This window comes from Promicromonospora sp. NPDC090134, from assembly GCF_044746965.1.
Taxonomy (GTDB): Bacteria; Actinomycetota; Actinomycetes; order Actinomycetales; family Cellulomonadaceae; genus Promicromonospora.
The window spans coordinates 117,404-140,343 of record NZ_JBIVCZ010000012.1; the positions used below are offsets into that span (position 1 = coordinate 117,404).

At 72.8% G+C, this 22,940-nt stretch carries 21 protein-coding genes; 17 read left to right on the forward strand and 4 right to left on the reverse strand.

Going from position 1 to position 22,940, the window contains the following annotated elements; all coding sequences use genetic code 11:
* The first annotated feature begins 39 nt into the window (after window positions 1-39).
* Window positions 40-1,533 (forward strand): helix-turn-helix domain-containing protein, encoded by a 1,494-nt coding sequence (locus tag ACIPN7_RS26205; protein WP_400549491.1) that lies wholly within the window; start codon window positions 40-42, stop codon window positions 1,531-1,533.
* 20 nt (window positions 1,534-1,553) lie between these two features.
* On the opposite strand, the gene ACIPN7_RS26210 is transcribed toward ACIPN7_RS26205, so the two are convergent.
* Window positions 1,554-2,816, reverse strand: a complete 1,263-nt coding sequence (locus ACIPN7_RS26210) for a PHB depolymerase family esterase (RefSeq protein WP_400549493.1) — start codon at window positions 2,814-2,816, stop codon at window positions 1,554-1,556.
* Window positions 2,817-3,061: 245 nt separating this feature from the next.
* Here ACIPN7_RS26210 and ACIPN7_RS26215 point away from each other — a divergent pair, with 245 nt between their 5' ends.
* From ACIPN7_RS26215 to ACIPN7_RS26255, 9 genes are all read left to right on the forward strand, one after another.
* On the forward strand, window positions 3,062-4,264 hold the full coding sequence (locus ACIPN7_RS26215) for a substrate-binding domain-containing protein (RefSeq protein ID WP_400549495.1): 1,203 nt from the start codon (window positions 3,062-3,064) through the stop codon (window positions 4,262-4,264).
* Window positions 4,264-5,049: an ABC transporter ATP-binding protein gene (locus ACIPN7_RS26220; RefSeq protein WP_400549497.1), complete on the forward strand. Its 786-nt coding sequence runs from the start codon at window positions 4,264-4,266 to the stop codon at window positions 5,047-5,049. Before ACIPN7_RS26215 ends, ACIPN7_RS26220 begins: the two co-directional genes overlap by 1 nt.
* Window positions 5,046-5,813 (forward strand): ABC transporter ATP-binding protein, encoded by a 768-nt coding sequence (locus ACIPN7_RS26225; protein ID WP_400549499.1) that lies wholly within the window; start codon window positions 5,046-5,048, stop codon window positions 5,811-5,813. Before ACIPN7_RS26220 ends, ACIPN7_RS26225 begins: the two co-directional genes overlap by 4 nt.
* Window positions 5,810-6,685: a branched-chain amino acid ABC transporter permease gene (locus tag ACIPN7_RS26230; protein WP_400549501.1), complete on the forward strand. Its 876-nt coding sequence runs from the start codon at window positions 5,810-5,812 to the stop codon at window positions 6,683-6,685. The genes ACIPN7_RS26225 and ACIPN7_RS26230 overlap by 4 nt, the downstream gene beginning before the upstream one ends.
* On the forward strand, window positions 6,682-7,746 hold the full coding sequence (locus tag ACIPN7_RS26235; protein WP_400549503.1) for a branched-chain amino acid ABC transporter permease: 1,065 nt from the start codon (window positions 6,682-6,684) through the stop codon (window positions 7,744-7,746). Before ACIPN7_RS26230 ends, ACIPN7_RS26235 begins: the two co-directional genes overlap by 4 nt.
* Window positions 7,743-9,386, forward strand: a complete 1,644-nt coding sequence (locus tag ACIPN7_RS26240; protein WP_400549505.1) for a class I adenylate-forming enzyme family protein — start codon at window positions 7,743-7,745, stop codon at window positions 9,384-9,386. Before ACIPN7_RS26235 ends, ACIPN7_RS26240 begins: the two co-directional genes overlap by 4 nt.
* Before the next feature lie 17 nt (window positions 9,387-9,403).
* On the forward strand, window positions 9,404-10,027 hold the full coding sequence (locus ACIPN7_RS26245) for a TetR/AcrR family transcriptional regulator (RefSeq protein ID WP_400549591.1): 624 nt from the start codon (window positions 9,404-9,406) through the stop codon (window positions 10,025-10,027).
* Window positions 10,024-10,980 (forward strand): alpha/beta fold hydrolase, encoded by a 957-nt coding sequence (locus tag ACIPN7_RS26250; RefSeq protein ID WP_400549507.1) that lies wholly within the window; start codon window positions 10,024-10,026, stop codon window positions 10,978-10,980. The genes ACIPN7_RS26245 and ACIPN7_RS26250 overlap by 4 nt, the downstream gene beginning before the upstream one ends.
* A 67-nt stretch (window positions 10,981-11,047) precedes the next feature.
* On the forward strand, window positions 11,048-11,869 hold the full coding sequence (locus ACIPN7_RS26255) for a class I SAM-dependent methyltransferase (protein ID WP_400549509.1): 822 nt from the start codon (window positions 11,048-11,050) through the stop codon (window positions 11,867-11,869).
* A 4-nt stretch (window positions 11,870-11,873) separates the two neighbouring features.
* Here ACIPN7_RS26255 and ACIPN7_RS26260 read toward each other — a convergent pair whose 3' ends face one another.
* Window positions 11,874-12,803, reverse strand: a complete 930-nt coding sequence (locus ACIPN7_RS26260) for a LysR family transcriptional regulator (protein WP_400549511.1) — start codon at window positions 12,801-12,803, stop codon at window positions 11,874-11,876.
* A 167-nt stretch (window positions 12,804-12,970) separates the two neighbouring features.
* Here ACIPN7_RS26260 and ACIPN7_RS26265 point away from each other — a divergent pair, with 167 nt between their 5' ends.
* The 5 genes from ACIPN7_RS26265 (at window position 12,971) to ACIPN7_RS26285 (ending at window position 17,980) form a co-directional block, all read left to right on the forward strand.
* On the forward strand, window positions 12,971-14,335 hold the full coding sequence (locus ACIPN7_RS26265; protein WP_400549513.1) for an MFS transporter: 1,365 nt from the start codon (window positions 12,971-12,973) through the stop codon (window positions 14,333-14,335).
* Window positions 14,332-15,081 (forward strand): 3-hydroxybutyrate dehydrogenase, encoded by a 750-nt coding sequence (locus tag ACIPN7_RS26270; protein ID WP_400549515.1) that lies wholly within the window; start codon window positions 14,332-14,334, stop codon window positions 15,079-15,081. Before ACIPN7_RS26265 ends, ACIPN7_RS26270 begins: the two co-directional genes overlap by 4 nt.
* Window positions 15,082-15,163: 82 nt before the next feature.
* Window positions 15,164-15,994 carry a CoA transferase subunit A gene (locus ACIPN7_RS26275; RefSeq protein WP_400549517.1) on the forward strand — a complete coding sequence of 277 codons (831 nt, stop codon included), beginning with the start codon at window positions 15,164-15,166 and terminating at the stop codon, window positions 15,992-15,994.
* A 3-nt stretch (window positions 15,995-15,997) separates the two neighbouring features.
* Window positions 15,998-16,648, forward strand: a complete 651-nt coding sequence (locus tag ACIPN7_RS26280) for a CoA transferase subunit B (protein WP_400549519.1) — start codon at window positions 15,998-16,000, stop codon at window positions 16,646-16,648.
* Window positions 16,649-16,720: 72 nt separating this feature from the next.
* Entirely contained in the window at window positions 16,721-17,980 is a 1,260-nt protein-coding gene (locus tag ACIPN7_RS26285) for an acetyl-CoA C-acyltransferase (RefSeq protein WP_400549521.1), read from the forward strand.
* A gap of 111 nt (window positions 17,981-18,091) precedes the next feature.
* On the opposite strand, the gene nhaA is transcribed toward ACIPN7_RS26285, so the two are convergent.
* Together nhaA and ACIPN7_RS26295 are read right to left on the reverse strand one after the other, a co-directional pair.
* Window positions 18,092-19,384, reverse strand: coding sequence for a Na+/H+ antiporter NhaA (gene nhaA, locus ACIPN7_RS26290; RefSeq protein ID WP_400549523.1), 1,293 nt, complete (start codon window positions 19,382-19,384; stop codon window positions 18,092-18,094).
* Window positions 19,385-19,494: 110 nt separating this feature from the next.
* Window positions 19,495-20,058: a DUF1697 domain-containing protein gene (locus ACIPN7_RS26295; RefSeq protein WP_400549525.1), complete on the reverse strand. Its 564-nt coding sequence runs from the start codon at window positions 20,056-20,058 to the stop codon at window positions 19,495-19,497.
* Window positions 20,059-20,561: 503 nt separating this feature from the next.
* Between ACIPN7_RS26295 and ACIPN7_RS26300 the strand changes: the two genes are divergently transcribed.
* Window positions 20,562-21,821 carry a PhoH family protein gene (locus ACIPN7_RS26300; protein WP_400549593.1) on the forward strand — a complete coding sequence of 420 codons (1,260 nt, stop codon included), beginning with the start codon at window positions 20,562-20,564 and terminating at the stop codon, window positions 21,819-21,821.
* A gap of 270 nt (window positions 21,822-22,091) precedes the next feature.
* On the forward strand, window positions 22,092-22,862 hold the full coding sequence (locus ACIPN7_RS26305; RefSeq protein WP_400549527.1) for a GPP34 family phosphoprotein: 771 nt from the start codon (window positions 22,092-22,094) through the stop codon (window positions 22,860-22,862).
* The last annotated feature ends 78 nt before the right edge of the window (window positions 22,863-22,940 follow it).

The following is a 22,940-nucleotide window of genomic DNA, read 5'->3' on the forward strand; positions in this document are numbered from 1 at the left end:
CAGCCGCGCCGGCAGGCCGCGGGCGCCACACGCCGTCCGGTGGCGCGCCCCGCGCGCGGCACGGCGGGCGGTATCGCCGGCGGCCCGACGGCGGACGCCGAGCCCGACGCCCTCACGATCGGCCGGCGCATCCGCTACCTGCGGACCAGCAAGGGCATGACGCTCGAGGACCTCGCCGCGGCGATCGACCGCGCCCCGTCGCAGGTCAGCACGCTGGAGAACGGGAAGCGGGAGCCCAAGTTCTCCCAGCTCCAGGCCATCGCCCGGGCGCTCGGCGCGGGGGTGGACGACCTGCTCTCGGCCGAGCCGCCGTCGGAGCGGGACGCTCTGGAGATCGAGCTGGAGCGCGCGCAGCGCGGCCCCCTGTTCGCGTCCCTCGGGATCGACGGCGTGCGTATCGGCAAGTCGCTGCCCACCGACGCGCTCGGGACCATCCTGGCGCTGCACCGGGAGCTGGAGCGCCTGCACACCGAGCGCGCGGCCACCCCCGAGGAGGCGCGCCGGGCCAACGGCGAGCTCCGGGACGACATGCGCGCCAAGGACAACTACCTGCCCGAGCTGGAGCAGGTGGCCAAGGAGCTGCTGGCCGACGTGGGCCACACCTCCGGGCCGCTGCCGCAGCGGATGGCCGCGGAGATCGCCGCGCACCTGGGCTTCACGCTGCACTACGTGAGCGACCTGCCGCACTCGACGCGGTCGGTGATCGACACCCGGAACCGCCGGGTCTACCTGCCGTCCAAGGGGTTCCGCGGCCGCTCGAACACGCGCTCGGCGCTGCTCCAGGCGCTCGCCTCGCACGTGCTCGACCACACCGAGCCGGGCCACTACGGCGAGTTCCTGCGCCAGCGGGTCGAGGCCAACTACCTGGCGGCGGCCCTGATGGTGCCGGAGAAGCCGGGCGTGAAGTTCTTGCGCGACGCCAAGGACGAGCGCGCCATCGCGATCGAGGACCTGCGCGACGCGTTCGGGGTGTCCTTCGAGACCGCCGCGCACCGGTTCACCAACCTCGCGACGCGGCACCTCGGCATCCCGGTGCACTTCATGAAGGTCCATGAGTCGGGCATCCTGCACAAGGCGTACGAGAACGACGGCGTGCGGTTTCCCTCGGACGCCCTGGGCGCCGTCGAGGGCCAGCACGTGTGCAAGCAGTGGACGGCACGCCAGGTGTTCGACGTCGAGGACCGGTTCAACCCGTACGCGCAGTACACGGACACGCCGTCGGGCACCTACTGGTGCACCTCGCGCGTGGAGAACACGTCGGACGGCGCCTTCTCGGTCTCGGTCGGCGTGCCGTTCGCGCACGTCAAGTGGTTCTCCGGGCGTGAGACGACGGTCCGGTCGGCCTCGCGGTGCCCCGACGAGTCGTGCTGCCGGCGTCCGCCGGCGGACCTGACCGAGAAGTGGGGCGACTTCGCCTGGCCCTCCGCCCGGCCGCACGCGTCGATGCTCGCCGCGATGCCCTCAGGCGCGTACCCGGGCGTGGAGACCACGGAGGTCTACACCTTCCTGGAGCGGCACGCTCCCGAGGGCTGAGCGGGTTCGGCAGCGCTGCGTCAGCAGCCCGTGACCAGGTCGAACACCCCCTCCGACGTCTCCCGCAGGGTCGTCACGGTCGTGTTCCCCTGGCCGAGGTAGTCCAGGGTGCCGACGGCGTAGAACGGGTTGTACGGGTCGATGCCGTACGACGTCGCTCGGCCCGCGGCCTGGTGCTGCGCGTTCGTGGCCGCGCCGCAGAACAGCCCCGGCGGGTCGGTGGGCGGATCCGTCGGCGGGTCGGTGGGCGGGTCGGTGGGCTCGGCCGAGCGGTCCACGCGCCGGTTGTTGTCGAAGAAGAAGTCCGTCACGTACGCCGGGTAGTTCACCGAGCTCGTCGAGATGTACGAGCCGCCCGGCCCGCCGCCGGCCGGCCACGCGTGGCCCACGTTCGTGTTGGCGATGAGCGAGACGCGCGGCCCGGTGCCGTCGGACCAGAGGGTGCCCGAGCCCGAGGTGTTGGTGCCGGGCAGTCCCGCCAGGGAGAACGACGACTGGCTGGAGGCCCCGTAGATACCGGCCATGACCTGCGCATTCAGGGTGTTGTACCCCGTCGCCACGGTGGTGTCGGACGACCCGTAGATCACCGACGTCACCTGCGTGCCGAAGCCGGGCGAGCCGGTCGAGGCGAAGTTGCGGCAGACGGTCGTGGCCTGTGCCTGCGTGGTCGCCACCGACCCGATCTGGCCGGACGTCGTGCCGACCGTCGGGCCGGCGTTGATGCCGATCCCCGCGAAGACGTCGGGCGCGAGGCAGCCCATGACCATGGTCTCGCCGCCGCCGGACGAGAGCCCGGAGAGGTAGACCTGGTTCGGGTCGATGCCGAGCGACGCGTCCCCGAGCAGGTCGTCGACGAGCTGCAGCAGGTTGTCGTCGTGCCGCGCCGGGTTGGCCCGCGAGTGGGACGTGTCGTAGTAGTCCCAGCAGCCGAGCAGCACGCCGCCGTTCGGCGCGGCGGGCACGGCCACGACCATGCCGTGCTCGTCGGCGGTCGTGGTCCAGTTGCCGCCGTTCCTCAGGTTGGTCGCGGTCTGCACGCACCCGTGCAGGTTGATCATCAGCGCCCGCCCGGCCGCCAGCGCGGGCTGCGACGTCGGCACGTAGAGCTGCGTGGTCATGCCGCCCGCCGTCCGGGAGGACCAGGCGCCGGCCGCGACCGACTGCGCGGCCGGCTGGGCGACGGCGGCCATGGCTGCGACGGCGGGTGGGGTGAGCGCTATCGCGACGACGGTCGCGATCCACGCGGCCAGGCGCCGAGGGCGCCGTGGGGATGGGTGTGTCATGCGAACCTCCACATTGAGGTCGTGCTGCCCGAGGCGCTCCGATGCGCGGGGTCAGCCGGACATCTGCGGACATTAGGTGCGACCTGAATCACCTGTCAATAGTTCACCCGGCCCCTTCCACCGGCGGATGGGTTGACACGAGATGCCCGGCTCGTCCACTATCTCCGCAACCTGAATCGCCTCTCAGGTTTGGGCGACGTAGCCCGCACCCCACGAGCGGCGACCACCCGAAGAAGGGCAGAGTCATGCGGACGAGGAAGTCCCTCATGGCCGTCGCCGCCGCGGCGGTGACGGGCCTGGCGCTCGCAGCGTGCGCGCCGACCGGCGCGACCACCGGCGGCAGCGGCGACGACGGCGCGGACGCGGCACCGATCGACGTCGGCATCGTCTACTCGGAGTCCGGGCCGCTCGCCGCCTACGGCGCGGCCTATAAGCAGGGGTTCGAGGCGGGCATCGAGTACGCCACCGACGGCACCGGGACGGTGGCCGGTCACGAGCTGAACGTGACCTACCACGACGACGCCGGCGACCCCGAGAAGGCGGTCTCGCAGGCCAAGGACCTGATCGGCAAGGGCTACCAGATCCTGGGCGGCACGGTCGTCTCGGGCGTGGCGCTGCCGCTCGCCGAGCAGGCCGAGCAGAACAAGGTCCTGTACGTGTCCGGCCCCGCGGCCGTGGACACGCTCACCGGCATCAACCGCTACACGTTCCGCAGCGGCCGGCAGTCGCTGCAGGACGTCGCCGCGGCGGGCACGTTCGTGGACCCGAAGGGTGCGAAGGTCGTCGTCTTCGCCCAGGACAACGCGTTCGGGCAGGGCAACCTCGCCGCGGTCGAGGGCGTGCTGGGCGGCCAGGGCGCGGAGGTCTCCTCGGTGCTGGTGCCCGAGGACGCCACGGAGTTCACGCCCTTCGCCAAGAAGGTGCTCGACGCGAAGGCTGACATGGTCTTCGTGGCCTGGGCCGGCGCCACGACGGGCGCGATGTGGCAGGGCCTGGACCAGCAGGGCGTGCTCGACGGGACCACCGTCGTGACCGGCCTGGGCGACGTGGCCACCTACGGCGCCTATGGCGACGCGGCCGAGAAGGTCAGCTTTCTGAACCACTACTTCCCGGGCGCGGCCGGCACCGCGACCGAGGCCGCGATGCTCGACGCCGTCGAGGCGGCCGGCGGCACGCCCGACCTGTTCACGCCGGACGGCTTCGTCGCGGCGCAGCTCATCGTGCATGCGATCGAGGAGGGTGCGGGCGACGTCGAGGCGATGGTCGACGCGCTGGAGGGCTACACGTTCGAGGGCCCAAAGGGCGAGACCACGGTCCGCGCCTCCGACCACGCGCTGATCCAGCCGATGTACCAGGCCAAGCTGGTCAAGGACGGCGACACCTGGACGCCGGAGCTGGTCGAGGTCATCGACGGCGAGACCGTCGCGCCCGCCGAGGCGACCGAGTAATGGCGACGGGTGGCGAGCCGGTCCTCGACACGGCCGGGCTCGGGCTGACGATCGGCGGCGCGCGCATCCTCGACGGGGTGGACCTCCGGGTGGGGCGCGGCGAGCTGCTGGGCGTGATCGGGCCGAACGGCGCGGGCAAGACCACGCTGTTCAACCTGATCAGCGGGATCTACCGGGCCACGAGCGGCCGCGTGCTGCTCGGGGGTCGGGACGTGACCGCGGCGTCCGTCGCGGTGCGGGCCCGCGCCGGCCTGGGCCGGACGTTCCAGACGTCGAGCCTGTTCCCGCGGCTGTCCGTCGTCGAGAACGTCCGGCTCGCCACCCAGCGCCGCCTCGGCGGCAGCCTCTCGGTGCTGAGCTTCCCCCGGCGCGGCGACGCCGCGTCGGGGGAGGCCGCCGAGCACCTCGCGACCGTGGGCCTGACCCACCGGGCCGACGCCGCGGCCGGCGACCTGTCCCACGGCGACAAGCGCAAGCTGGAGATCGCCGTGCTGCTGGCGATGGACTCGTCGGTGGTGCTGCTGGACGAGCCGATGGCGGGCGTGGCGACGGGTGACGTCGCCGGGCTGGTCGAGGTGATCCGGTCCATCAACGACTCCGGCCGCACGGTGCTCATGGTGGAGCACCACATGGACGTGGTGCTTGGCCTGGCCGACCGCGTCGCCGTCATGCACCACGGCGAACTCCTGACCTGCGACGTCCCGGAGAAGGTCATGGCGGACGAGACCGTTCAGTCGGCGTACCTGGGCACCACGGCGGGCACGACGGCGGGGAGCGCGGCATGAGCGGGCCGAACGTGCTGGAGGTGCGCGGGCTGTCCGCGCGCATCGCCGGCCAGGAGGTGGTGCACGACGTGTCGTTCGAGGTCCCGGCGTCCGGCGTCACCGCGGTGCTCGGCCGCAACGGCGTCGGCAAGACGTCCACGCTGCGGGCGATCCTCGGCCTGATCGAGCGGTCGGGCGAGGTGCTGCTCGACGGCGTCCGCGTGGACACCGAGCGCACGGACCGCATCGTCCGCCGCGGCGTGGGCTACGTGCCGGAGGACCGCGAGGTGTTCGCGGGCCTGACGGTGGCGGAGAACCTCCGGCTCGCGGAACGGCCCGGTACGACCGTGGAGCACCGCGAGCTGGTCGACGCCCTCTTCCCGGACCTGGTCAAGCGAGCTGGGCAGCGTGCCGGCACGCTCTCGGGCGGGCAGCAGCAGATGGTCTCGCTGGCGCGGGCGCTGCTCAACGAGAACCGGATCCTCCTCGTGGACGAGCCCACCAAGGGGCTCGCCCCGCGGATCGTGACCGAGGTGACCGAGACCCTGGCCGCGGCCGCCCGGACCGTGCCCGTGCTGCTCGTGGAGCAGAACCTGCAGGTCGTCGAGCGGCTGGCCGAGCGCGTCGTGGTGATCGACGCCGGACGTGTGGTGCACACGGGCCCGGCCCGGGCGCTGCTGGACGATCCCGACCTGGTCCAGCGGCTGCTGGGGGTCTCGGCAGGTCCGGCCGAGGACGTGCCGACCGGCGAGGAAGCACACACCACCGCGGAGGCCGGCCGATGAGCACCCTGATCCTCCTCCTGGCCACGGGCCTCGGCCTGGGTGGGCTGTACTTTCTCGTCGCCTCGGGCCTGTCCCTGATCTACGGCCTGATGGGCGTGCTGAACTTCGCGCACGGCTCGTTCCTCACGCTCGGCGCGTTCGTCGGGCTCGCGGCGGGCAACCTCGTCGGCGCGGGCACCTGGGGAGGCCTCCTGCTGGGCCTCGTGGTGGGTGCGCTCACCGGTGCGGCCGCGGCGACCGCCACCGAGCTGGGCCTCATCCGGCCCCTGTACGACCGGCACATCGAGCAGGTGCTCGTCACCGTCGGCCTCTCGCTCGCCACGGTCGCGCTGTTCGAGGGGATCTGGGGGCCCAACCCGCGCAACGTCACGCGCACCGAGTGGCTGTCCTCGACCACGGACGTCCTGGGCGCGCACGTGCCGAACACCGCGTTCCTCAACGTGCTCGCGGCGGCCGCGGTGCTCGGCGGCATCGTCGCGTTCCTGCGGTACACGCGGTACGGCCTGATCATCCGCGCCGGCGTCGAGAACCGGGCCATGGTCACGGCGCTCGGCATCGACGTGCGCCGCGCGTTCACGCTCGTGTTCGCCGTCGGCGGGGCGGCCGCCGGCCTGGGTGGCGTGCTGGCCACGCAGTCGCTGAACTACGTCTCGCCGCACCTGGGCGCGAGCCTGCTGATCTTCGCGTTCATCGTCACGGTGATCGGCGGCATGGGTTCGCTGACCGGGGCGGCGGTGGCGTCCGTCGTCGTCGCCGTGCTGCAGCAGCTCGCGAACTTCTACCTGAACAACACCGGCGACCTGATCGTCGTCCTGCTCCTGGCGCTCGTGCTGCTCGTGCGCCCGTCCGGACTGATGGGGAGGCCCGCATGAACCGCAGGACCCGCACCCGCCTCGGCGGCCTGGCGCTCCTGGTGCTCCTGGCCTGCCTGCCGCTGCTGGCGCTCCCGGTCCCCGGCGTGCTGCCCGGCTACACCTACGAGCCCGGCACGCTCCAGCTCCTCGCCCTGTGCTGGCTGACGGCGGCGCTCGCGCTGTCCTACCACCTGCTGTTCGGGGTGGCTGGCCTGATGAGCTTCGGGCACGCGCTGTACTTCGCGGCCGGGATCTACGGCCTCGCGATCGTGCTGGACCGCACCGACGTGCCCCTCCTGCCCGCCGCCGCGCTGGTGCTCGTGGGCGGTGTGGCCCTCGCGTTCGTCGTGGGCGCCATCTCGCTGCGCGTCACCGGCATCTCGTTCGCCATGGTCACGCTCGCGTTCGCCCAGGCCGGGAACGTGCTGGTGCGCCGCGACCAGGGCGACGTGACCGGCGGCGAGGAGGGCCTGGCCCTCGCGACCGACGGCGTACCGGACGCCCTCGTGGGCGTGGTCAACACCCGCAACCTGTACTGGCTGGCGCTCGCGGTGCTGCTGGTGGTCTACCTGGTGGTGCTGTGGATCGAGCGCAGCCGGGCCGGGCACATGGCCGCGGCCGTGCGCGAGAACGAGGTCCGCGTGCGGATCATCGGCGGCCGCCCGTACCTGACCAAGCTCGTGGTGTTCGTCCTGGCGGCGTCGCTCGCGACCGTGGTCGGGATGGCGTACCTGCTGCTGCAGTCCGGCGCCTCGCCCGCGACGTCGACCGCCGACTTCACGCTCACGCTCCTGGTCATGGTGGTGCTCGGCGGGGTCGGCTCGCGCTGGGGCGCCGTCGTCGGGGCGGTGCTCTACACGCTGCTCGACCAGCGGCTCGCCGAGCTCGCGCACTCCGAGGCCGTGGCCGGGCTGCCCGCCGTGCTCCGCATCCCGCTCTCGGAGCCGATGTTCCTGCTCGGCACGTGCTTCGTGCTGGTCGTGATCTTCCTGCCGGGCGGGCTTGCGGGCGCGGCCGAACGGCTGGCCGCCCGACGTCGGCCCGCGGCGACCCCCGCACCCGAGGGGGTGGCGGCATGAGCGACCTGCACACGCTGGGCCGGTGGCCGCGCGACCGCGCGCTGGCCACGCCCGACCGGGTGGCGGTCGACGACCGCGGCGTCACCCTCACCTATCGCGCCCTGGACGCACGGGCCACGGCCCTGGCCGCCCGGCTGCGGGACGCCGGCTACGGTGTCGGCGACCGGATCGCCACCGTGACGGGGAACAGCTCCGACCAGGTGGTGCTGTTCTTCGCCTGTGCCAAGGCCGGGCTCGTGCTCGCGCCGCTGTCGTGGCGGCTGTCCCCGCACGAGCTCGCGGCGCAGCTCGACCAGGCCGACCCTGCGCTCGTGCTCGTCGAGGAGGAGTGCGGCACCCTGGCGGACGCCGCGCTCGAACGGCTGCCCCTGCCGCCGTCACGCACCGCGCTGGGGCCGCACGGCGTGGAGGCGCGCGTGCCGCCGCTCACGCGCCGCCGGGCGGAGCCGCCCGCCGGCCCGCCGCACCGCGCGGTGCGCGACGACGACCCGCTGCTGCTGGTGTTCACGTCCGGCACGGGCGGCACCTCGCGCGGCGCGCTGCTCACCCACGCGAACTGCTTCTGGAACAACCTGTCGCTGTCCCGGACCGTGGAGCTGACCAGCACGGACGTGGTGCTCTCGGTGCTGCCGCAGTTCCACGTGGGCGGCTGGAACATCCAGCCGCTGCTGGCCTGGTGGACGGGCGCCACCGTGGTGCTGGAGCGCACCTTCGAGCCCGAGCGCGTGCTGCGCCTGGTTGCCGACCGGCGGGTCACGACGATGATGGGCGTGCCCACCAACTACCTGCTGCTCGCCGAGCACCCCGGCTTCGCGGCGGCCGACCTGAGCTCCTTGCGGCACGCCGTTGTGGGCGGCGCGCCCATGCCGGAGCCGCTGCTGCGCGCCTGGCACCGGCGCGGCGTCGCGCTCACCCAGGGCTACGGCCTCACCGAGGCTGGCCCCAACGTGCTCTGCCTGCCCGACGACGTGGCGCGTGACCGCGTCGGCTCCGCCGGCGTGCCGTACCCGCACGTCGAGGTGGCGGTGGCCGACCCGGTCACCGGCGAGCACCTCGCGGGCACCGCGACCGGCGAGCTGCTGGTGCGCGGCCCGAGCGTGTTCGCGGGCTACTTCCGGGAGCCGGAGGCGACCGCGGCGTCGTTCGCGGGCGGCTGGCTGCGCACCGGTGACCTGGTGGAACGCGACGCCGACGGGTACTACCGCGTGGTGGACCGGCTCAAGGACGTGTTCATCACGGGCGGCGAGAACGTCACCCCGGCGGAGGTGGAGGCGGCGCTGCGCCGGCACCCCGCCGTGGCGGACGCCGCCGTCGTCGGCGTGCCCGACGAGCGCTGGGGCGAGGTGGGCCACGCGTTCGTGGTGCCGCGCGGCGGCCGGCTCACCGACGCGGAGGAGCTGGAGGCCTTCTGCCGGCGCGAGCTCGCGGGCTACAAGGTGCCGCGGCACTTCGACCTCGTCCCGGACCTGCCACGCTCGTCCTTGAACAAGGTGGTGCGCTCGGCGCTCGCCGCGCCGCCACCAGCCGGTCCAGCGAGTCCAGCCGGTCCAGCCAGTCCAGCCAGTCCAGCGAGTCCAGCGAGTCCAGCGAGTCCAGCGAGTCCAGCCCTGCACGTACGTCCCGCCGAGGAGGCCCGGTGAGCACCATCTCCCAGCCCATGACCAAGGGGGAGCGCACCCGCGCGCGCATCCTCGTCGCCGCCGAGCAGGTGTTCGCCGAGCTCGGCTTCCACGACGCCTCGATCGTCAAGATCACGGAGGCGGCCGGGGTGGGGCAGGGCACGTTCTACCTGTACTTCACCTCGAAGATCGAGGTCTTCGACGAGGTGGTCGAGGACCTGAACCGGCGCGTGCGCCACGCCATGATCGCGGCGTCCTCGCAGACGTCCGGCCGGATCGAGGCCGAACGGGCGGGGTTCCGCGCGTTCTTCGAGTTCACGGCCGAGCACCCCGCGCTGTACCGCATCGTGCGACAGGCCGAGTTCGTCTCGCCGGGCGCGCTGCGCCTGCACTACACGCGGATCGTCGAGGGCTATCGCGGGGGCCTCGCCAAGGCGCAGGCTGCCGGGGAGGTCGGCGACATCGACCCCGAGGTGGCCGCGTGGGCGCTCATGGGCATCGGCGAGATCGTCGGGATGCGGTGGGTCCTGTGGGGCCCCGACGTCGAGCCAGGAGGCCCGACGTCGGCCGTCCCGCCCGAGGTGTTCGACCAGGCGATGAGGTTCATCGAGCGGGCGCTGGCGCCCGGCAGCGGCAGCACCGAGGGGGAGGAGCGTCCATGAGCGTCGTCGACCAGGTGGAGGCCACGGGCTCGCACACCTACGCCACCCACGACGTGGCGGTGGCGGGCGGCACGCTGCGCGTGGGCGTCTGGGAGCCGACGGCGCCCGGGCCGGCCCGCCCGGACGGCGCGCCCCTGCCCGCCGTCGTGCTGGTGCACGGCATCACGGCCTCGCACCGCGCCTGGCCCGCGGTCGTCGCCGCGCTGCCCGGCCGCCGCGTCGTCGCACCCGACCTGCGCGGCCGCGGCCGCAGCAACGCGCTGCCCGGCCCGTACGGCATGGCCGCGCACGCCGACGACGTCGCGGCCGTGATCGGGGCGCTCGCCGACGGACCCGCCGTCGTCGTGGGGCACTCCATGGGCGGTTTCGTGTCGCTCGTGCTGACGCACCGCCACCCGGGCCTGGTGGCCCGGCTCGTGCTCGTCGACGGCGGCCTGCCCATCCCGCTGCCGCCGGGCGTGCCGGACGGCGCGACCCCGGAGGAACTGGTGCGCGCCCTGTTGGGACCCGCGATCGAGCGGCTGACGCAGACCTTCCCCAGCGTCGAGGCGTACCGCGAGTTCTGGCGGGCGCACCCCGCCTTCGCACGGTGGAACCCCGTGGTGGAGCAGTACGTGGACTACGACCTGGCGGAGCACCCGTCCTCGGCCGGCCCGGTGCTCCGGCCCGCGACGTCGTCCGACGCCGTCGCCGCGGACTCGGCGGACTCCGCGCGGGGCGACGCCCTGCCCGCCGCGCTCGCGTGGGCCGCGGACACGAGCCTGCCGATCACGTTCCTGCGCGCGCCGCGCGGCCTGCTCGACCAGCCGGGCGGCATGTACCCGGCGGACACGGTCGGGGAGTGGGGGCGTCGTCTGCCGCGCCTGGCGGCGAGCGAGGTGGCGGGCGTGAACCACTACACGATCATCATGGCGGAGCCGGGCGTCTCGGCGGTGGCCGCCGCGGTGGGCTGACCGTGTTCGCTCAGGGCACGGCACGAGCCGGGCGACGCCGTGACCGGCCCGGACTAGGTTGAGGCGCATGACCTCGCAGCCGCCCGCAGCGCGGGAGAGCCACCAGCACCGGGAGATGGCCGAGTCGTTCGGCACGGACGCGGAGCGCTACGACCGCGCCAGACCGCGCTACCCGGCCGGCCTGATCGAGCGGCTGGCCGCCGAGTTCCCCGGAGGCTCGGTGCTGGACGTCGGCACGGGCACCGGCATCGTGGCCCGGCAGCTCGCCGCCGCCGGTGCCACGGTGCTGGGCGTGGAGCCGGACGCCCGGATGGCGGACCTCGCCCGGCGGCTCGGCGTGGACGTCGAGGTCGGCACGATCGAGGAGTGGGACCCGGCCGGGCGCACGTTCGACACCGTCGTCGGCGGGCAGGTGTGGCACTGGGTGGAACCGGTTGCGGGCGCACGAAAGGCCGCCGACGTGCTGCGGCCGGGCGGCCGGCTGGCCGTGTTCTGGAACGCGGGCGACCCCGAGCCCGAGGTCGCCCGCGGGTTCGCGGACGTGTACCGGGGCCTCGCCGACGTGCTGCCGCCGGAGGTGGCCGCGTCGCTGCCCGCGACGATGACGAAGCCCGCCGCCGACCTCTACGCGCCGGGCGTGACGCGGGCCGCCGAGGGCATGGCCGCCGCCGGTGCCTTCGCCGAGCCGGAGGAGTGGCGCTTCGCCTGGGAGTTCACCTACACGCGGGACGCCTGGCTGGACCAGGTGCCCACGCAGGGGCTGTTCACCCGGCTGCCGCCGGACCGGCTGGACCCGCTCCTCGCCGAGATCGGTGCCGTGATCGACGCCAACGGCGGTGGTTTCACCATGCGCTTCACGACGCTGGTGAGCACCGCCGTCCGCCGCTGACCGGTCAGGCGTCCGGGCGCAGGCCCAGCATGCGGTCGCGCTGGCGGGCCATCTCGTCGGCCAGCACCTGCACCACGGCCGCCACGGCCGGCCGGCGCCAGGACTCGCTGCGGATCACGGCCCAGTAGGGCAGGCGCTCGGTGACCTCGTCGGGCAGGAGCCGCACCAGGTCGTCGTGCCGGTCGGCCATGAAGCAGGGCAGGAAACCGAGCCCCGCGCCCGCGCGCGTGGCCTCGACGTGCACGAACACGTTGGTCGAGGCCAGCGCGTCCGGCATGCCGGGCACCAGCCGGCGCGGCGCGTCGAGGTCGTTCACCTGGAGCATGGAGTCGACGAAGTAGACCAGGCCGTGCCGGGACATCTCCTCGACCGTCGTCGGCGTGCCGTGCCGGGCCAGGTAGTCCCGCGAGCCGTACATGCCGAGCACGTACTCGCCCAGGCGCACGGCCTTGGCCCGCTGCACCTTCGGGTCCCCGACGACGACGTCGATGTCGACCCCCGAGCGGTGGTGCGTCGCCACGCGCGTGACCGTGACGAGCTCGACCGACAGCTCGGGGTGCGCGCCCCGCAGCCGGGCGATGGCGGGGGAGGCGACGTACGCGCTGAACCCGTCGGTGGCGGTCATGCGCACCACACCGGTGACCGGGTCGGCCTCGGTGCCGCCACCGACGAGCCGGTCGACGGCGTCGGAGACGGCCTCGCCCGCCCGGGCCGCGCGCCGGCCGAGCGTCGTGAGCTCCCAGCCGTCGGCCCCGCGCACCAGGAGGCGCCCGCCGAGGGCGCGCTCCAGCGCCGTGACGTTGCGGGCGACGGTGGTGTGGTTGACGCCGAGCGCCCGGGCCGCCGTCGTGTACCGGCCGGTGCGCGCCACGGCGAGCAGCACCAGGAGCTGGTCGGCGACCTGGCCGGACGGCGGGTCGTTGCGGGCTGACATGCCGTGACGTTATCAAGTGTGCATCCGTGCACATGCCGTCTGCCGACTTCGTCATTGCTGTGCACAGTGCTTCCCCGAAACACTCTGGCGAGTCACAGGTGGCGGGCCGCGCGGATCGCGCGGGCCGGCCGCACCCCGTGTCAGAGTCGACACCTAGGAGCAGCAGCATGTCCGCACAGCAGGGCACCCACGCACCGGACGACCGGTCGCTGATCAGGCGCATCGTCGCCGCCTCGATGGCCGGCACGGTCGTCGAGTGGTACGACTTCTTCCTCTACGCGACCGCCGCGGCGCTCGTGTTCAACAAGGTGCTCATGCCCGAGACGGGCAACGCCTACGACGCGATCATCGCCGCGTTCGTCACCTACGCGGTCGGCTTCCTCGCCCGCCCGCTGGGCGGCATCATCTTCGGCCACCTGGGCGACAAGCTCGGCCGCAAGTACACGCTGCAGTTCACGATCGTGCTGATCGGCGTGGCGACCGTGCTCATGGGCTGCCTGCCCACCTTCCAGCAGGTCGGCTTCCTCGCCCCGGCGCTCCTGGTGGTCCTGCGCTTCGTCCAGGGCGTGGCGCTCGGCGGGGAGTGGGGCGGCGCCGTGCTGCTCGTGGCCGAGCACAGCAAGGACGCCGAGCGGGCCCGCTGGACGGCGTGGCCGCAGGCCGGCGTCCCCGCGGGCAACCTGCTCGCGACCGTCGTGCTCTACACGATGTCGGCCACCCTGACGGACGAGGCGTTCCTCGCCTGGGGCTGGCGCGTCGCGTTCTGGCTGTCGGCCGTGGTCATCGTCGTGGGCTACTACGTGCGCACCCGCGTCTCCGACGCCCCCATCTACGAGGAGGCGAAGGCCGAGATCGAGGAGGGCGACAAGGGCTACGGCGTGCTCGAGGTGATCAAGCGCTACCCGCGCGGCGTGCTCACCGGCATGGGCCTGCGGTTCGCGGAGAACATCCTCTACTACCTCGTGGTGAGCTTCTCGATCGTCTACCTCGGCACCGCGCTCGGCATGGACACCACGCGCATCCTCGGCGTGGTCGCGGCCGCGCACGCCTTCCACTTCGTGGTGATCCTCGCCGTGGGGCGGCTCGCCGACAGCATCGGCCGCAAGCCGCTGTACATCGCGGGCGCCGTGCTCGGCGCCACCTGGTGCTGGTTCGCCTTCCCGGCGATGGACACCAGGAACGTCTGGGTGATCCTGGCCGTGCTCATGGCCGGGCTGCTGTTCCACGCCCTGATGTACGCGGTGCAGCCGGCGATCATGGCGGAGATGTTCCCGACCCGGATGCGGTACTCCGGCGTCTCGATCAGCTACCAGGTCACCTCCATCGTGGCCGGCTCGCTGGCCCCGATCCTCGCCACGACCTGGCTCAAGAACACCGGTTCGTGGTGGCCCACCGCCGTCTACATGGCGATCGCGGCCCTCATCACCCTGGTCGCGGCGATCGCGCTGCGCGAGACCAAGGGTGCGTCCCTGCACGCGCTGGACGCCGAGGACCAGGCTCGCGAGCGGGAGCTCGCCGAGGGCCGGTCGTGAGATCCGCGCTGGCGGGCCGCCGGGCACTCGTGACGGGCGGCGCGAGCGGTATCGGCGCCGCCTGCGTGCGGGAGCTCGCCGCCCGCGGCGCGCACGTGATCGTGGCGGACGTGGACGGCGACGGCGCCAAGGCCCTGGCCGAGGAGGTGGGCGGCGAGGCGTGGGTGGTCGACCTGTCCGACACCCGGGCGCTCGACGACCTCCGGCTGGACACCGACGTGCTGGTGAACAACGCCGGCATCCAGCGGGTCAGCCCCATCCAGGACTTCGTGCCGGACGACTTCCGGCTGGTCCAGCGGATCATGCTGGAGGCGCCGTTCCTGCTGGTGCGCGCGGCGCTGCCCGGCATGTACGCGCGGGGCTGGGGGCGGGTCGTCAACATCTCGTCGGTACACGGGCTGGTGGCCTCGCCGTTCAAGTCGGCGTACGTGGCGGCCAAGCACGGCCTGGAGGGCCTGTCGAAGGTGACGGCCCTGGAGGGCGGCGAGCACGGGGTCACGAGCGTGTGCGTCAACCCCGGCTACGTGCGCACGCCGCTGGTGGAGAAGCAGATCGCCGAGCAGGCGCGGGTGCACGGGATCGCGGAGTCCGAGGTGATGGCGCGGGTCATGCTCGCGGAGTCGGCGGTGAAGCGCCTGGTGGAACCGCACGAGGTCGCCGCCCTGGTGGGCTGGCTCACGGGGCCGGAGGCCGCGATGGTCTCCGGCGCCTCGTGGACCATCGACGGCGGCTGGAGCGCGCGGTGAGGTGCTGCCCGGCGGCGCGCCGGGAGTGTGACACTGGCACATGGCATGACCTGCCGGTACTGACCTGATGAAGGAGTCAACGATGACTGTGGCACGCACCGGGTTCGACAAGGTGGTCGCGAGCGCGGCCGAGGCGGTGGCTGACATCCCCGACGGCGCCTCGCTCGCCGTGGGCGGGTTCGGGCTGTGCGGCAACCCGATCGCGCTGATCGAGGCGCTGCTGGCGCAGGGCACCAGCGGCCTGTCGGTGGTGAGCAACAACTGCGGCGTCGACGACTGGGGCCTCGGCGTGCTGCTGAACGCCCAGCGGATCGCGAAGATGACCAGCTCGTACGTGGGGGAGAACAAGGAGTTCGAGCGGCAGTTCCTCTCGGGCGAGCTCGAGCTGGAGCTCACCCCGCAGGGCACGCTCGCCGAGAAGCTCCGCGCCGGCGGCGCGGGCATCGCCGCCTTCTTCACCCGGACGGGCGTGGGCACCCAGGTGGCCGACGGCGGCCTGCCGCGCAAGTACGACGGCTCCGGCGGCGTGGCGATCGCGTCCCCGCCCAAGGAGGTGCGCACGTTCGGGGCGGACGACGCCGAGTACGTGCTGGAGGAGTCGATCAGCACCGACTACGCCCTGGTGCACGCCCTGCGCGGCGACCGGCACGGGAACCTCGTGTTCAACAAGTCGGCGCGCAACTTCTCGCCGCTCGCCGCGATGGCGGGGCGCATCTGCATCGCCCAGGTCGAGGAGCTCGTCGAGCCGGGGGAGATCGACCCGGACACCGTGCACCTGCCGGGCGTCTACGTGCACCGGGTGGTGCACGTCGGCACCGACATCGAGAAGCGCATCGAGCGCCGGACGGTGACCGAGCCGGCGTCGTCGGACGCCGCGACGTCGTCCGCCACGCCGGGCACGAAGGGAGCCTGAACCATGGCACTGACCCGACAGGAGATGGCCGCGCGCGCCGCGCGCGAGCTGCAGGACGGCATGTACGTGAACCTGGGCATCGGGCTGCCGACGCTCGTGCCCAACTACGTGCCGGACGACCGGCACCTGGTGCTGCAGTCCGAGAACGGGATCCTCGGCGTGGGGCCGTACCCCACGGAGGACGCCGTGGACCCGGACCTCATCAACGCGGGCAAGGAGACGGTGACGCTGCTGCCCGGCTCGTCGATCTTCGACTCGGCGACGTCGTTCGGCATGATCCGCGGCGGCAAGATCGACGCCGCGATCCTGGGCGGCATGCAGGTCTCGGCCGCCGGGGACCTGGCCAACTGGATGATCCCCGGCAAGATGGTCAAGGGCATGGGCGGGGCCATGGACCTGGTGCACGGCGCGGGCCGCGTGATCGTGCTGATGGAGCACGTGGCGCGCGACGGGTCGCCGAAGATCCTGCGCGAGTGCTCGCTGCCGCTGACCGGCAAGGGCGTGGTGAACCGGATCATCACCGACCTGGCGGTGCTCGACGTGACGCCGTCCGGGCTGGTGCTGCGCGAGCTCGCGCCGGGGGTCACGGCCGAGGAGGTCGTCGGGAAGACCGAGCCGGAGCTCGCCGTCGAGCTGGTCGGTTCCGCGGGCTGAGCTCGCGCGCGACCGCTGAGCTCGCCGGTGAATCCGGGGGATACGCTGGGAAGAACGGCCAAAGGAGGTCTCATGAGTGACGCATTTGCTGCTCCGACGGGTGCCACGAGCACCGGTCCGGGCGCCACTGGTTCGGGCGCGACACACAGCGCAGACGACGTGGTGATCGTCTCGGCGGCGCGGACGCCGCAGGGACGGCTGAAGGGTTCGCTGTCGGCGCTGAGCGCCGTCGAGCTGGGCGCCGTGGCGGCCCGCAAGGCGCTGGAGGGCGCGGGCAGCCTCGCGGCCGACGTCGACAAGGTGGTCCTGGGCCAGGTGATCCAGGCGGGCGCGGGGCAGAACCCGGCCCGGCAGACGGCGGTGGCCGCCGGCGTGGCCTGGGACGTGCAGGCCGTGACGGTGAACAAGGTGTGCCTGTCGGGGCTGACGTCGATCATCGACGGCGCCCGGCTGCTGCGCACGGGCGAGGCGTCCGTGGTGCTGGTGGGCGGGCAGGAGTCGATGACCAACGCCCCGCACCTGCTGGCCGGCGCGCGGTCCGGGTTCGGCTACGGCTCGGCGGAGCTGACCGACTCCGTGGCGCACGACGCCCTCACCGACGCGTTCGACGACGTCTCGATGGGCATCTCGACCGAGGAGCACAACTCCGGCGACGTGTTCGTCTCGCGCGAGGAGCAGGACGCGATCGCGGCCGCCTCGCACCAGCGGGCCGCCGCGGCGACCAAGGACGGCGTCTTCGAGGCCGAGCTGGCGCCGGTCTCGGTGCCGCAGCGCCGTGGTGAGCCGGTCGAGGTCCGCACCGACGAGGGCGTCCGGCCCGACACGACGCCCGAGTCGCTCGCCAGGCTGCGCCCCGCGTTCAAGAGCGACGGGACGCTGACGGCGGGCAACTCGTCGCAGATCTCCGACGGCGCCGCGGCGCTCGTGCTCACCACGCGCGGCCGGGCCGAGGCGGCCGGCGTGCCCGTGCTGGCGACGGTCCGCTCGCACGGTCAGGTGGCCGGGCCGGACAACTCGCTGCACTCCCAGCCGGCCCGGGCGATCGGTCAGGCCCTCGAGCGCGAGGGCTGGACGGCCGCCGACCTCGACCTCGTGGAGATCAACGAGGCGTTCGCCGTGGTGGTCGGCGTGTCCGCGAAGGCGCTGGGCGTGCCGCTCGACATCGTCAACGTGCACGGCGGAGGCATCGCGCTGGGGCACCCCGTGGGGGCGTCCGGCGCGCGCATCGCGGTGCACGCGGCGCACGAGCTGGCGCGCCGCGGCGGGGGCCGTGCCGCCGTCGGCCTGTGCGGCGGCGGCGGCCAGGGCGAGGCGCTCCTCCTGGAGGTCTGACCGGCCGGCTGACTCGGCGTGCGCACCCTGCCGAGTCAGCGGGTTGGTCCGGCCAACCCGCTGACTCGGCGTGCGGATCCTGGCGAGTCAGCGGGGTGGTCGGGGTGGGGGTCAGTGGGTCTCGCGGTCCTTGGTGTCGCCGATGTAGTCGCGGACGTCGTCGGGACGGCCGTCGAGGTTCATGTCCGCCGTCCTGGCCTGGCGCGCGTCGTAGCGCAGCGCGACGCCGCCGAGGATCGCCGCGAGCACCGAGGCGCTCAGGATCGCGATCTTGGCGCCGTCGGTGTGCTCGGAGTCGCCGAAGGACAGCTCGCTGATCAGCAGGGACACGGTGAAACCGATGCCGGCGAGCAGGCCGACGGGCAGCAGATCGCGTACGCCGATCCCGTCGGGCAGGCGCAGCGGCGTGATCCGGGTGATCAACGCCGTGGTGCCCAGCACGCCCACGAGCTTGCCCAGGATCAGCCCGGCTCCGATCGCGAGCACGACCGGCTGGCCGATCACGGAGCCGGGGCCGTCGCCCCCGACGAGGGTGACACCCGCGGCGAAGAAGGCGAACACGGGCAGCGCGAACCCGGACGAGAGCGGCTTGATCCGGTGCTCGTACTGGCTGGTGCGGGACGTGGCCTCGCCGTGCAGCGCGACCGCCGGGACGGTGAAGCCCAGCAGCACGCCCGCGATGGTGGCGTGCACGCCGGACGCGTGCATCAGGGCCCACGCGACCACGGCGAGCGGCAGCAGGACGAACCACCGCGGCTTGCGCGAGCGGACGTGCCAGCCGAACAGCGCGACGCAGACCAGCGTGCCGAGCAGCGCCAGCCAGTGGATCTCGCTGGTGTAGAAGATCGCGATCACGATGATGGCGAGCAGGTCGTCCACCACGGCGAGGGTGAGCAGGAACGTCCTGATCGCCGTGGGGAGCCCGCGGCCGAAGATCGCCAGCACACCCACGGCGAACGCGATGTCCGTGGCGGTGGGGATCGCCCAGCCGTGCAGTGCGCCCGGCTCGCCGAGCAGCAGGACGGTGCCCACGTAGATCAGGGCGGGCACGGCCATGCCGCCCACGGCGGCGATCATCGGGACGCCGGCTTCCTTCGGATTCCGCAGGCTCCCGGCGACGAACTCCTGCTTGAGCTCCACGCCGACCACGAAGAAGAAGATGGCGAGCAGCCCGTCGGCCGCCCAGGTGGCGAGGGAGAGGTCGAGGTGGACCGGCACCGGCCCGATCGCGGCGGGGCCCACGACGGCGTCGGACAACGCCTGATAGGACTCCCGCCAGGGAGAGTTGGCCCACAGCAGGGCGAGGAACGCGGCCCCGATCAGCAGCGCTCCGCCCGTCGTCTCGCGGGAGAGCCAGTTCTTCAGGCGCTGTGCTCGGGTGAGGGTGTGGGCGTCACCGGTCAACGGTCGTCCTCTCGGGTGGGGTCGTCTGAGCCGGACCGGTCGACCCGGTCCACGCCGACCAGACTTCCCGGCACTCCCTGGGCCCCACCCTACCGGGCGCGGGCCGAGGACTACCTGGAGGTCAGCCCGGCGCAGGCGGCGCGGAGCTTGGTGATCGTGTTCCAGTTGCGGGCCGTGGTGGGCGCACCGACGGCCCGGTCGATGACCTTCGGCGTGAGCTTGGACCGGCCGATCCCGTCCACGTAGTGCACGTACAGCACGCCCGCGGCCGTCGCGAGCATCTCCCGGCCGGGGCTGGCCAGGTCGAGCTTGGCGATGCCCGCCTCGTCGAGGTCGCCGAACGGGACGTGCACCTGCAGGTGGGACGGGTCGTCCCGGGCGGCGGCCGGGAACGGGTTGGCCGAGGCGATGGCCTCCAGCCGCTCCGCGCTCAGCCCGACGGCGGCCACGTCCTGGCCCATGCGCTCGGCGAGCCGTTCCTCGACCAGCCGGGCGACGTCGGCGGCGCTGCCCGCCCCGGAGGTCCCGGGCGTGACCACGAGATTGCCGCTGTTCAGCAGGGTGCGGACATCGGCGAGACCCGCGTCCTCGGCAGCCCCGCGCAGGTCCGCCGACGACACGCGCAGGCCGGGTCCGATGTTCACGGCTCGGAGCAGGACGGCGAAGGAAGCCATGTGACCATCCTGCCGCGTGGGCATGCCTCCCTGCGAGTTTTGCTATTCCTTGGAGTAAAAATCAAGCTATTGCCACCATGTGAACAGTTCGTGACAACTTGCGACCCGCCGGGGCTTGGGTCTGGTCACGGGATGGCAGGGCGCGTAGTTTCCACCTCAGGGACGGCACCCAGTCGCCCTTCGGGAGGCCAACCTATGGAGTGCTCGCTCCGTGGAGAAGGGCCGGCCCCGGCTCTGCGCCACGCCGCGGCGCACCGAGTCGGTCGCTCGGCCCATCCACCAGCCCCGGTTCGACCGGGTCGGTTCCGCCGGCAGGCGGTATCCGCCAGGTAGCGACGAGGCTGTCACGGCGTTTCGGCGCCGGAGGGAGAACCGCAGTGAGCCATTCCGCACACACCACCCGTCCGTCCGACCAGAGTGCCGACGCCGCTGCCGGCGCGGCAGGTGACGAACGCAGGACCTTCGTCATCGACACGTCAGTGCTGTTGAGCGACCCGAAGGCGATGTTGCGGTTCGCGGAGCACGACGTCGTACTCCCGATCGTCGTGGTCACGGAGCTGGAGGCCAAGCGCCACCACGCCGAGCTCGGGTACTTCGCCCGGAGCGCCCTGCGGATGCTGGACGAGCTGCGGGTGCAGCACGGCCGGCTCGACTCACCGGTCCCCGTGGGGGACACGGGCGGCACGCTCCGCGTGGAGCTCAACCACATCGACCCCTCGGTCCTGCCCGCGGGCTTCCGCCTGGGCGACAACGACACGCGCATCCTGGCCGTGGCCGCCAACCTGGCGGCCGAGGGCAGCAGCGTCACCGTCGTCTCCAAGGACCTGCCGATGCGGGTCAAGGCGTCCGCCGTGGGTCTGCAGGCCGAGGAGTACCGGGCCGAGCTCGCGGTGGACTCCGGCTGGACCGGCATGCGCGAGATCGACCTCTCGGACGAGCAGATGGGTTCCCTCTGGGAGAACGAGTCCGTCGAGATCGCGGCCCTGGACCCCGCGACGGTCGAGGCGGCCGCGCCGCTGCTGGTGCACACGGGCATGGTGGTGCACTCGCCGGGCGGCTCCGCGCTCGGCCGGGTGACGCCGGACAAGAAGGTGCGGCTCGTCCGCGGCGACCAGGAGGTGTTCGGCGTGCACGGTCGCTCGGCCGAGCAGCGCGTCGCCATCGACCTGCTGCTCGACGAGGAGATCGGGATCGTCTCGCTCGGCGGCCGGGCCGGTACGGGCAAGTCGGCGCTCGCCCTGTGCGCCGGCCTGGAGTCCGTGCTGGAGCGGCAGCAGCACCGCAAGGTGCTCGTCTTCCGGCCGCTGTACGCGGTGGGCGGGCAGGAGCTGGGCTACCTGCCCGGTTCCGAGTCCGAGAAGATGAACCCCTGGTCGCAGGCCGTCTACGACACGCTCGGCGCGCTGGTCTCGCCCGACGTGGTCGAGGAGGTCATCGCCCGCGACATGCTCGAGGTGCTGCCGCTCACGCACATCCGCGGACGCTCGCTGCACGACTCGTTCGTGATCGTGGACGAGGCGCAGTCGCTGGAGCGGAACGTGCTGCTCACAGTGCTGTCGCGCATCGGCCAGAGCTCGCGCGTGGTGCTCACCCACGACGTCGCCCAGCGCGACAACCTGCGGGTGGGGCGGCACGACGGCGTCGCGGCCGTGATCGAGGCGCTCAAGGGTCACCCGCTGTTCGCGCACGTGACCCTGACCCGGTCGGAGCGCTCGCCGGTGGCGGCGCTGGTGACCGACATGCTGGAGCGCCTGGAGGTGTGACGCCCCGCGGGTCGCGCCCGCCGAGATGCCAGAAGCCCAGGTCACCGCAAATGACCTGGGCTTCTGGCACCTTCTGGACTTCTGGCACTGGGGAGGCGGGCCGGCCGGACGGAACCCCCCAGCCCCGCATGTCCGGCGGACCGCCTCCCCTGCGTGCTCTGCGAGGATAGCACCTTAGGTAAGGCTAACCATAGTCACGGCGCAGGGTGAGCTTCTCGGCCTCTGGTTCAATCGGGGCGTGTCTCGCTTGTCGGATATAGCATCTGCCCCATGCTGATTGCCGAAGACTTCCTGCTGCTCGCCGTCGACGACGAGACGGGCAAGACCGCCAACGTCGACAACCTGGGTGTTCGCCTCGCCGGTGCGCTCCTGGCCGACCTCTCCGACGCGCGCAAGACCCTGCTGCGGGGCGCGCCCGAGGCCGGCGCCACCAAGGAGGAGCGTGAGAAGGCCGGTGACGCCACGATCATCGTCACCGACAACGCCCCCTCGGGCCACGTCGCCCTGGACGCCGCGCTGCAGTCCGTGCTCGCCACGCCCGATGCTCCCGCGCGGAAGGTCGTCGAGGCGATCTCCAAGGACGCCGAGGAGAACCTCCTGGCCGCGCTCGTCGAGCGGGGCATCCTGGAGAAGGAGGAGTCCAAGCTCTTCCGCATGCTCCCCGTGACCCGCTGGCCGGCCGCCGACTCGAGCCACGAGACCGCGCTGCGCGCCAACCTCACCAAGGTCCTCGTCGAGGGCGCGGAGCCCGACGAACGCACTGCCACCCTGATCTCCCTGCTGCACGGCTCCGGCCTGATCTCCGGCCTGGTCGGCAAGGAGCAGCGCAAGGCCGCCCAGGATCGCGCCGAGGAGATCGCCGGCAGCGAGTGGGGCGTCGCCACGGTCGCCACGCAGGTCGCCATCGCGGCCTCGGTCGCGGCCGTCGCCACCGTCGGTGCCGCTGTCGCCGCCGCCGTCATCATCTCGGCGACCAAGGAGAACGCGGAGGCCGAGGTCGCCTCCGCGGCCACCGAGACCGCAGGGGCACCCACGGTCTGAGAGCGTTTGAGCGGAGTGGTAGCGCAGCGGCGCCTCGTTCTCGGTGCGATCAGGTCTCGACAACCACGATCGCACCGG